Origin of the sequence: Sphingomonas sp. ACRSK, from assembly GCF_022346685.1 — a bacterium.
Lineage (GTDB): Bacteria > Pseudomonadota > Alphaproteobacteria > Sphingomonadales > Sphingomonadaceae > Sphingomonas > Sphingomonas molluscorum.
This window is the reverse complement of sequence record NZ_JAKRNR010000011.1, coordinates 108571-118383: the sequence shown is the minus strand read 5'-3', so window position 1 is coordinate 118383 and position 9813 is coordinate 108571. Positions and strand designations below refer to the sequence as shown.

14 protein-coding genes and 1 pseudogene are annotated in these 9813 nt (G+C 65.8%); 4 read left to right on the top strand and 11 right to left on the bottom strand.

The features are described 5' to 3' along the window. The 11 genes and pseudogenes from MHZ35_RS08300 to MHZ35_RS08250 all read right to left on the bottom strand — a co-directional run. Positions 1 to 238 (bottom strand): annotated as a pseudogene (locus MHZ35_RS08300) (terminase); the annotation flags it as partial. A 310-nt stretch (positions 239 to 548) separates the two neighbouring features. Then, positions 549 to 761 (bottom strand): hypothetical protein, encoded by a 213-nt coding sequence (locus tag MHZ35_RS08295; RefSeq protein WP_239435174.1) that lies wholly within the window; start codon positions 759 to 761, stop codon positions 549 to 551. Between the two features lie 311 nt (positions 762 to 1072). Beyond that, a complete protein-coding gene (locus tag MHZ35_RS08290; protein ID WP_239435173.1) occupies positions 1073 to 1552 on the bottom strand; it encodes a hypothetical protein in 480 nt (159 codons plus the stop codon). A 186-nt stretch (positions 1553 to 1738) separates the two neighbouring features. Then, positions 1739 to 2338 (bottom strand): hypothetical protein, encoded by a 600-nt coding sequence (locus MHZ35_RS08285; protein ID WP_239435172.1) that lies wholly within the window; start codon positions 2336 to 2338, stop codon positions 1739 to 1741. Positions 2339 to 2903: 565 nt separating this feature from the next. Beyond that, positions 2904 to 3176, bottom strand: coding sequence for a hypothetical protein (locus tag MHZ35_RS08280; RefSeq protein WP_239435171.1), 273 nt, complete (start codon positions 3174 to 3176; stop codon positions 2904 to 2906). A gap of 153 nt (positions 3177 to 3329) precedes the next feature. Then, positions 3330 to 4043, bottom strand: a complete 714-nt coding sequence (locus MHZ35_RS08275) for a hypothetical protein (protein WP_239435170.1) — start codon at positions 4041 to 4043, stop codon at positions 3330 to 3332. 83 nt (positions 4044 to 4126) lie between these two features. Further along, entirely contained in the window at positions 4127 to 4387 is a 261-nt protein-coding gene (locus tag MHZ35_RS08270; RefSeq protein ID WP_239435169.1) for a hypothetical protein, read from the bottom strand. Then, on the bottom strand, positions 4387 to 5226 hold the full coding sequence (locus MHZ35_RS08265; RefSeq protein WP_239435168.1) for a DUF1376 domain-containing protein: 840 nt from the start codon (positions 5224 to 5226) through the stop codon (positions 4387 to 4389). Before MHZ35_RS08265 ends, MHZ35_RS08270 begins: the two co-directional genes overlap by 1 nt. After that, positions 5223 to 6653 (bottom strand): replicative DNA helicase, encoded by a 1431-nt coding sequence (locus MHZ35_RS08260; protein WP_239435167.1) that lies wholly within the window; start codon positions 6651 to 6653, stop codon positions 5223 to 5225. Before MHZ35_RS08260 ends, MHZ35_RS08265 begins: the two co-directional genes overlap by 4 nt. Beyond that, on the bottom strand, positions 6650 to 7645 hold the full coding sequence (locus MHZ35_RS08255) for a DUF7146 domain-containing protein (protein WP_239435166.1): 996 nt from the start codon (positions 7643 to 7645) through the stop codon (positions 6650 to 6652). The genes MHZ35_RS08260 and MHZ35_RS08255 overlap by 4 nt, the downstream gene beginning before the upstream one ends. Next, entirely contained in the window at positions 7642 to 8118 is a 477-nt protein-coding gene (locus tag MHZ35_RS08250; protein ID WP_239435165.1) for a hypothetical protein, read from the bottom strand. The genes MHZ35_RS08255 and MHZ35_RS08250 overlap by 4 nt, the downstream gene beginning before the upstream one ends. A gap of 17 nt (positions 8119 to 8135) precedes the next feature. Between MHZ35_RS08250 and MHZ35_RS08245 the strand changes: the two genes are divergently transcribed. The 4 genes from MHZ35_RS08245 (at position 8136) to tnpB (ending at position 9806) form a co-directional block, all read left to right on the top strand. Next, positions 8136 to 8369, top strand: coding sequence for a hypothetical protein (locus tag MHZ35_RS08245; RefSeq protein ID WP_239435164.1), 234 nt, complete (start codon positions 8136 to 8138; stop codon positions 8367 to 8369). A 54-nt stretch (positions 8370 to 8423) separates the two neighbouring features. Then, a complete protein-coding gene (locus MHZ35_RS08240) occupies positions 8424 to 8879 on the top strand; it encodes a hypothetical protein (RefSeq protein WP_239435163.1) in 456 nt (151 codons plus the stop codon). Positions 8880 to 9006: 127 nt separating this feature from the next. Continuing rightward, positions 9007 to 9456 carry an IS66-like element accessory protein TnpA gene (tnpA, locus tag MHZ35_RS08235; protein ID WP_239435162.1) on the top strand — a complete coding sequence of 150 codons (450 nt, stop codon included), beginning with the start codon at positions 9007 to 9009 and terminating at the stop codon, positions 9454 to 9456. Then, a complete protein-coding gene (gene tnpB / locus MHZ35_RS08230; protein ID WP_037447084.1) occupies positions 9453 to 9806 on the top strand; it encodes an IS66 family insertion sequence element accessory protein TnpB in 354 nt (117 codons plus the stop codon). The genes tnpA and tnpB overlap by 4 nt, the downstream gene beginning before the upstream one ends. Positions 9807 to 9813 lie beyond the last annotated feature (7 nt).

Genomic DNA, 9813 nt, shown 5'->3' with positions numbered 1-9813 from the left:
CCTTGGCGTCGGCCTGCTCCTTTGCGAGCCGCGCCTGCTCCTGCTCCTTGTCGAGCGCTTCCGGATCCGCTGCGGCGCCACCGTATTTGATGGCCGCCCAAGCTTCGATGTTCTCCAGCAGCGAGCCGCCATCCGCCGGCATTTTACCTTGGGACCGAAGCTCGCCGATCCAGCGGCTGGAGACCTGGAACACGGCCGCGAGCTGCGGCCGGCTGGGCTCTTCGAGGTCGATTTCCATCTACTTCCCTGCTCCAGAGCGGAAAAGCCGCAGAAATCCGCCGTTTTTGGTCCCTAGGAGGAAGAACTAAGACGATTTTCGTGGCTAGACGGAAGCTGCGCCTTTGCCCCCCGTATTACCCTGGGGCGCCGGAAGGACCCAAAGGGGGGCTACCAGGCCCTGCCGAGCCGGCTGGGCCTGGTCCGCTCTGTCTGCTGGAGGTACGGCCGAGCAGGTAGCCGCCCGTTCTTGATCCGCCACGCGAGTGCGAGCAGCACGAGGACGACAGCCTGTCTGATGCTGGTGTTGCTCTGCATATCGTCCTCCACTGTCACCAAGCCGCCCGGCCGGCGCGCTGCCAGAGCGGCGGGTAGATTGACCGGACAGGGCCACGGACCACAGCCCGCACGTCGGCAGCGATGCGCTCGCATTCGGCGATCAGCATGTCGGAGCGCGCGGCGGTACGGGACGGACCCTCCATGGCGTCGGCCAGGGTCTCCATCTCCGTGGCGAGGTTGCGCAGCCGGTCGGAGGGACTGAGCACCCTGCCCGCCATCGCCACCTCCAGAAACAGAAAAGCCCGCCAGAGAGGCGGGCCGTCTGCGCCAGACATAGCTGTCGCAGGGATTATTTGGCACGTTTCGTGGCCGCTTGCAAGTCTCCGCGGAGACTGCAGTCCGGCAACGGCTTGGAAGGTCATCCTGCTTCCGAAGGCGGCGCAGCTGGCACGTCCAGCGCGACGCGCGGATCGGGAGCGAAGTGGACGGCAAGCCCGTGGAAGCAGAGCCCGACCACGGCGACCTGCCGAGCCCGGCAACCGCAATACGGGCGGGCTAGGCCCGTGCTCGTGTTCGATTAAGAGGCGTTAGCGTCCACTTCCTGCAGTACATGCACGCGGTCGCCATCGCATTTCACGACGCGCCATTTCGAGTATCCGACCCGACGAGACCCGGTGCAAGACGGCAGGCCCGAAGCAAGAACAACTCCGGTCCGTTCTTGCCGGCCTCGGCCATTGTCAAGATTCATGAGGAGCGTCAGTTCGTCGCGCTCGCGGACAATCGAGAGCGTTTTTGCACTGACCCCTGTCATCATGAAAGCTGAGCCGTCATCAACCTCGATCGATACGCCTTCGACAGCATATCCCGACCAATTCCCCGCGACATCGATCATCATGCCGAGCCCGAGATGTTCGCCATTGATCACTGTTGCGACCGGCTGAGGGGCTTCAGAAACTAGCCACACCGACTTCCCGTAGTCAGAGGTGGTCACAAGAGAATTGGGTGAAGCGTTGCTCAGATCAACGGCGCGAACCCAGCGAGGATCGATGTATGCCATGCGCCCATCCTGACGGTGGTAACGGCCGGGTCAACGGGCCATATCCCGCGATGTGTGCTATTCTCGGACGCCCTGACGCTCGACGCTTCACGCCGCCTTCCCTGCAGCGTTCACCTCGTGCTTCTCCAGCGCGGGTCAACCCGGAGGCCACGGCGCAAAGCGCGAGTATCAACCGTTGAAGGCGTATCAGCTCGTCGGTGCTGACGCCGTCGCCACTAGCGGTGCAGGTGCAGCCGCGTTGCCCATCACCACAGGCACGTCTTCGCCAATGAAGCCCGTCACGGGAGCTCCCATCGGCACCACCGCGCTTGTACCGGTCATCAGGAATCCAGCCACCGGGACCAGGGCGATCGCGCCGACCACGCCGGCGGTGCCGGTCACGCCCTTGTCGTCGAACGTACCCGTCAGCCGGATCTGGCGCCCGTTGACCGAAACATAGAGCATCTGCGCCGTCAGGTGGCCGGACTTGCCCCACATGCCTTTGTTGCGCACCTCGGTGATCTCGCCGACGGCGGTAGCACCGGCCGGAATGACTACCTGACCGTTCACCAGCACGGCCTCAGCCACTTCCATGTTGAAGTGCTGGCCGACGCGCAGCTTCTTACCCTTGGTCGTCAGTTCCTCGCTCGTCTTGAGCGCCACCTTGGTGCCGGTTCGGAGCACGGCATCGCTCTGCGCCCCCGCGACGAGTGGCGCGCTAACCTGAGGCGCCGGCACCGCCTGGGCGAACGCACCAGACGCGCAAAGAAGAAGCGCGCCAGCCAGCGCGCACGAAAACTTGTTCATGATGCCCCCTTGTAGAATCGAGCGCACCCCCGTGCGCTGATGAGCATGAAACACGCCAAATACGCATCCGAGTCAAGGCGCCTGATTACTCGGTGCTCGCGCCCGAGAACGAGATCGTTTCAGTTTTGGAAGTGCGACAATGAGTCGACTGGTGAGCCAGCCACTACATCGAGCACCGGGTGAATCTGCTCCTGGGGTGCAACGTCTTCGCTCATGTACTGTTAAGAAGGCGGCGCTTATGCTGCGGCGCAGCAAGAAAGAAGCGCATGCGTCATAAGCCTAACATTTTCGCGAAGCTGATCTTCGTTCTGATCATTGCGGTGGCGATCATGTCGGTGTGGGCGATTGTCCGTTCGTTCCATTCGCAGCCCGCCACGACACCGCCGGGAAGCCAGTCCCTTCCGGAACAGGCGGCACATGGAAGTCAGACGAGATGACGAGATCCAGCTGCAGCCCCGCCGCAGGTGGGTGGGCTAAACAAAGAAGGGGCGCTCGAGTCAGTTCGAACGCCCCTTCCAACATGCGCTTGGGAGCAGTTCAACCTGCCCCAAAAGCTCTGTCGGTGCTAGATGCCATTCGACAGATTCGTGTCCGGATCGTTGGTACGCATATCGTCGGCCTGATTCTGACCGGTTGCACGAACCGCATCAGCGCTGTTCTCGAGGCTGTCCTCGCCCGCTTCCGTGGTCGCGTTGTCAGCGGCTTCCTCGAGGTTGTCGGCGTATGCCTCTGCATTCGCTTCGATATTGTCAGCGGCCTGCTCGCGCGGGTCGGAGTTGCAGGCCGCCAAAGATGCCAGGGCAGCCGCGGCGGTGGCGAGAGCAAAAATCTTTTTCATCGTGTTCATCCCCTCTTGGATGGAAAACCGGAAATCACTGTGCCGGGGCGTTGGAGCAGACTTCATCGATACTGGCAAGGTTGAGACGCTGAGGCCGATGATCCCTGCGCGGCCCGGGTAAGCGCCGGCACACCGGCTCAATCTGCATCAGACCTACTTTACCGCCGCATCTGCAGCAGCCTGGATGTCATCCTCGCTGTACCCGCGATACGCCTGGCCAACACAGTCCGGCCAGGCGTTGATCGCGTCCAGCAGGAACCGCTTCGCCTTCCGGTTGTGAACGCCGTAGCGCTTGGCCGCGACCGTGTAGCCGATCGGGTCACCCACGATCATGTCGAGCACCATCTGCCGCGGCTGCGGGAGTGCCTCGCGCCAATAGCCATAAGCCAGGTGCAGCCGCACTCGCCGCACGCTCTCGACAACCAGCCCGCCGCACTGCCTGGAGGTATCCACCCGCGCCTCGAAGCTCGCAACCTTCAGCGCAACGTCAGCCTCCAGGCTGCGATAAACGTTGGCGATCTGAGCCGCCCACTCCAGCTGTTCCTTGTCGATCGTCCCATTGCGCTCGAGCTGGATCAGCGCGTCAGCATGCGTGCGCTCGGCGTGCTGGTGGGTCTCCGGGGTGCCCGTCTGCTTGTGGGACCAGGCCTCCTTCAGCTTCAGCGCTTCCTCCAGACCGGGCTCCAGCTGCGCGCCGGCCGCGAGCTGACGCTTCCGCTCCAGCTTCCACTCCACCCGCGGCATGCCGGCAGGCTTCACCGGAACCGGCTTGGGGCGAGACTGTCCGAGCACCAGGTGGTCGACGCGCTGGCGCTCACGCTTCCGAGCAGCCGCCAGCCTCGCCATGCGCAGGTTGAACGCGCTCACCGCACCAGGATCAGCAGCGTACCGATCCGCCAGTTCCTGCCGCGCTCGTGCAATCCGCTGCGCCCGAGTTTCGTTCATCCCGCTCATGCAATCACCCTCACCGCAGCGTCGAACTCGCCGCACCAATCGTCTTCCCACGTCACCGGCCAGTGCGCGGCCTTGGCAGCGTCCCAGCTGTGCGAGCTCTTCGTCTCCTGATCCGGCCGGCGGCCGACCGGCGGAAAGCGCCGGCACATGCCGGTCGTGCTGTCCACCACGTCGTAGTCGCGGTCCGTGCCCCACTCGTCGGCATCGGGCCGCAGCCGCTGCCAGAAGCGGCACCTGGCGCAGTTCCCACCAGCCATCACCGGCCCTCCCCGGCAGCGCGCGGCGGTCCTGCCATGTCCATCCTCCGATATCGTTCGGCGGTTGCCCGGCTGATCGAGCGAGCCTCGTCGTCCTGCTCGCCGGCCGACCGGAAGCGGGCAGTGATCCACTCGACCGGCTGGGTGATGCCCGCCTCCCGAGCAGCGACGATCGCAGCAAGCGTCGGCGCGTCGCCCTGGTCCTTCCGCCATTTCCCGATCAGCGAGCGGGCTCTGGTGGGCGGTGTGCCGGTCGCCACGAGCAGCGCGATGCCGGTGTCGATGAGGGATTTCACTGGATTATCCGGCGGCGCGGAAGCGCCCGTAGCGTTAGCTACGGAATAACTACTGTCCCGTCTCGTCACGTCAGCGGGGACATCCGCGTCGCGTCCCGGTTCTGTCCGCGTCGTGTCCCGCGGGACGTCCCCGTCTTGTCCGCCGCTCTGTCCCTTCTTTTTCTCGCGCCACTGCGCCTTCCGCTCGCGTTCCTTGACGCGCTTGTCCCACGCCACCAGCGCCTGCTGCGCGAGGGTCGGATGGTACAGGCGCCCGTCGCTGCACTTCACGAAGCCGTGCAGCGCACGCTCGCGGAGCTTCTTCCAGGTCTTCAGATCGCGGCCGAGATCGGCCAGACGGCACAGCGCGACGTCGTCGTCGGGCAGCGATCCGGCCGGGCACTGCGTCCATGCGGCCCACCAGAGCGTCAGCCCTGCCCGCCACTCGCTGTCGTTCGCCATCGCGTCGAACTCACTGCCGAACAGCCGCTGCCCGAGAAGCGGCATGTATTCGAGTCCACGCAGATCGCAGTCGGGTGGCGTCATCGGTTCGGGAATGCTCACCGGCCTGCTCCATTTTGATAAAAGTCGCTGCCGCGGACAGCGGCGTTCGCACCGAAGAACCAGCCCATGGCCTTGCCCGTGGGGCCGCTCCTGCGCTTCGCGACGATGAACTCGATCTTGTTTCGCACCGCTTCCATGTCGGTGCGCCACGCCTCGTACTTCGGGCCGAACTGGTCCTCTGGCTCTGCGCGGCGGAGGTATTCCTCCTCGCGGTAGACGAAGAGGATTACGTCCGCGTCCTGCTCGATCTGGCCGCTGTCGCGCAGATCCGACGGCATCGGCCGCTTGTCCGGCCGGCGCTCCAGGTCGCGGCTCAGCTGAGCGACTGCCATTACAGTCAGGTCCTCGGCCTTGGCGAATGCCTTCAGCCCGGTGCTCACCTCGGAGGCATGTTCGTACGGCGACATGCCCTTGCGGCTGTGCGTCATCAGCTGGAGGTAATCGACCACCACCAGCTCCAGCCGCTGCCCTTTGGCCGCGAGCCGGCGCTTGTGCGATCGCGCTTGGCGGATGAGCTTCGCGAGGGTCAGCCCGCCCGTCTCATTGATCTCCAGCGGCATACCGTCGAGGCGCTTCTTCGCCGCCAACACCGCGGGCATGTCAGCATTGCTGACGGTCCCGTCGCGGATCGCCTCGTACGGGACGCTCGCATCCACCGAGCAGCACATGTCGGCCAGCATCCGGCGGGTCAGCTCGTCCGCGCTCATCTCCAGCGAGAAGATGAGGACGCCGTGGCCGCGCATGGCCGCGCCAATGGAGTAGGAGGTCACCGCCGACGTCTTGCCCATGCCCGGCCGGCCGCCGACCACGACCATGTTCGTCGGCCGCAGCACACCCATCCGGTCGTCGAGCGAACCGATGATCCCGCAGCGCACGCCGACGATCGGCTTGCCGAAGCTGTCGATCACAGCCTGGGCGTACGCGCCTACGGTGTCCTGCTGGGTGACGACCTGATCGGCCATCTCCGCCACCGCTTCGTCCGCCTGGGCTAGCAGCTCCTCGCGCGTGACATCCAGGTTGCGTGCCGACGTGACGACGTCCTGAAGCCCAGCAGTCATGCGCCGCCGCTGGGACAGCATGCGGATCTGGTCGAAGTAGCCCTTGGTGCGCGCCAGCGGGCCGGAGTTCATCGCGGCCGCTGCCAGCACGGCGCGGGCTCGCGGCCACTCCTCTTCGGTCGCGAAGAACGGCCCGAGCGTCGTCGTGTCGATTGCGCCGCCGGCGGCCGACATCTCCAGCATGCGCGCGTAGATCTGGCCGTAGAGCGGCATGGAGAAGTCAGCCGGGCGGAGGCCGCCATCGGCGGTGAGATCGATGCGCCGGGGATCATCGATCAGGTCGCCGAGCAGCCCGATCTCGGCGTCGGCGTTGTGCAGCGGGCTCACCGTGTCGGCGGCCGCGATCTGCTGGTCGAAGGCGCCGGTCATGCGCGGATCCCCCGCAGCTGATCGTTCCAGTCCTTGAAGCCTTCCGCCGGCCAAATGGTCCGGACCGCGAAGCCGCGCTGCGTAATGCCTGGGATCGCCTTCGCCACAGCCGCGCGGCCGGCGGCGTCGTTCTGCCCGGCTATGCACACCGATCGCGCGGCGAGCGGATAGTCGAGGAACGGCATCATCGCGGTGCCGAGCGCTACCCACACCTCGCGGTCGGGCATCTCCTGCGCGAGGCTGAGCCCATCCTCAGGGCCTTCGGTCACGACGATCTCGGCCGACGCGGGTCCCTGCCCGTTGCCCAGCTTGAGCGCGCCACCCTTGATCCGGCCCAGGCTGCGCTTCGGCTTCTGCATCGCGGCCTTCGCCTTCCCACCTTTGGCGAGGAAGATGCGCTGCAGCCCGATGATGCCGGTGCGGTCCGTCACCGCGCCCACCAGCGCCGGCAGGTCCGGTCCGCAGGTGCCTTCCTCGTCATCGTACCAGGCGGGCGTCATCGCGAAGCGGATCGACGGCGGCAGCGCCATGGTGATGCCCCGCGAGCGCGCGTAGACCTCCGCTGCAGTTCCGGCCGCCGGCACGGCCGACGCCCACACGTCCCGAGCCCGGTCGATCGCCCGCTGGCGATCGCGCGCGTCCTCCTCGGCAGCCTGGATGCGCGCCGCCGGATCGACAGCCGGCAACCCAGCCGCACCGAGCCAGCGCATTGCGTCCATGAAGCCGAGCCCCTCGGTCTCCTGCACCAGCTTCACGATGTCGCCAGACGCGCCGCAGCCGAAGCAGTGATAGATGCCCTTCGCGTCGTTCAGCCGCATCGAGGGCGTGCGCTCCTTGTGGAACAGGCACAGCGCTACCAGCTCGCGATCGGCCCGCACGACCTTCGTCCGTCGCCGCACGACGTCGCTGATGTTGTGGCGCTCCTTGGCGTCGTCGACGAGCCGCCGGAACTCGGCGTCATCCATGCGCGCCCTGCCCTGCCCCGCGCTCATTCCGCGCGCCTCGCGTGCTCGGCCGCGATCATGTCGAGCCAGAGCCCGGTGATCCGGTGGGCGCGGCGGATCAGAACCTCCTGCGGCTCGATCTCCGTGACGGTGGTCGTGCCATCCAGTTCAGCGGCGATGATCGCCGGCAGCAGCTGCGACAGCGTCAGAGACGCCGGCGTCTCGTCGCTGCTGCAGACCGCACCCGCGTCCGCCCAGCGCCCACCAACGAGTGCGAGGATCGGATCGGCGAACCGGCCCTTCCACTCTTTGCAGCCGCGCAGGAAGGTCGGCAGGTCCATCGGCGAGGTACCGGCGCCGTACACCGCGCCGCGATCCTCAGACTTGCCGAGCACCTCCCCGATGTCCTTCCAGGTGGCGCCGTCCTCGGTTTTGATGTCGGTCAGCACGGAGCCTTGCACCTCAACCGCGCGAGACGCGGAAAACGTGCGGCGCGGTGCGTGGAAGTGCGGCGCGTTCATGCCGTAGCTCCGTGTGCATGGTGAAGGATCGAAAAGCTCGACGGGACAGCCGGGTCACAGCGCTCGCGATCGGCAACATGGTTGCCGCGCTGGTGGACACGATGCTGCGGGAGGACCTGGGCAACGATGTCGCCCACTATTTCCTGGATCGCCTGCAGGATCTGAACAGCATGACGCTGCAAGGGCCGGCGCTGTACATCCTCGACGACATCGTCGACGTCGTTCGGTGCACGGTGCCGGTGAATGACTGAGGACGTGGGCAACGCACCGCTGGACAACGCCCTAGCGGCACGGAATCCTGCATCATGCAGATTACAGCTGAATGGGCAGCAGTCGTGCTGACTGCTCTCGGAATGGGTGGAGCGGCCGGCTCCTATATCGAGCGGCGCCTTCAGGGCGCCCGAGCCGCGCTGCCCATCATCCGAGCCGACTGGCACCGTGGGACGAAGGGGTTTTCCTGCAAACTGGACCTGGCGAACCGCCTCGACGAAGATTTGATCATTGAGCGGGCCGAGTGTGCGACCGAGTTTGTCGAGACCACCCCGATACTGGACAGCGGAGGGTCTATCGCTGGGCACACCGCCCAGCGATATCCCTCGCCCCGCGAGGTTGGACTCACGATCGATCCGAGGGGATCGGGTAAGCTGTCGCTGTCGGTCGAAGGTGCGAAGGAACCGGCACGGGTGACGATCATCATATCGTCCAGTGCGCGAACATTGCGCTCTAAACGGCTCACGCTTCGCCCAAGCCAAGAGCTGTGAAGAACGAGGACGGCGGCAATGGCTGCCTGTGACCATTCGCACTGTGGCGACATCATGCTCTCCTGGGCAGGCCGGTGGCAGGTAAGCGTGGTCAGCAGGCCGTCTTGCGGTAGCGCCGGTAGCAGGGATGCTTGTCGCCTTTGACGAGGGCGCGGCGGTGCGGGAAGTTTTGGGTTCTACGACCAGTCATACGAGCACTCGTATGACTGGTCGGATGGAGGTGGTTGGCCGGGTGTCAGGCCGGCGCCGATGGTCGGACACGGAGAAGCTGGAGATCCTGGCGGAGGCGTTCCGACCGGGGGGTCGGGTCTGCGATGTCATCGCGCATCGCGAGGTATCGAGCAGCCTGATCTACACGTGGCGCAAGCAGCTGCGCGAAGGCAAGTTGGCCGGGGCGATGCCGTCGCTGCCGGTATTTGCCGAGGTACAGGTGGCGGAACTGACGCCGCCAGCGCCACAGCCGGCGCCATATCCATCGGGGCTCATCCAGATCGAGTTGCCGGGCGGCGTGCGGGTGAGTGTCGACGCAGGCGTGGATGCAGATGTGCTTGCACGGGTTTTGTCGGTGCTGCGATGAGCCCGGTGCCAGTGCCGTTGCCGACGCGGGTGTTCCTGGCGTGCGGCGTGACCGACATGCGCAAGGGGTTCGATGGCTTGGCGGTGCTGGTGCAGCAGGTGCTGGCGCAGAACCCGCATTCGGGTGGCTTGTTCGCGTTCCGTGGCAAGCGGGGGCATCTGGTCAAGCTGCTGTGGTTCGACGGCCAGGGGCTTTGCCTGTTTTCCAAGAGGCTCGACCGTGGCCGTTTCGTCTGGCCAGTGACAGCGACCGGCACGGTGACGCTGACGCCAGCGCAATTGTCGATGCTGCTGGAAGGCATCGACTGGCGGCGCCCCGAGCGGACGTTCACGCCGACGCTGGCAGGGTAGGAACGGC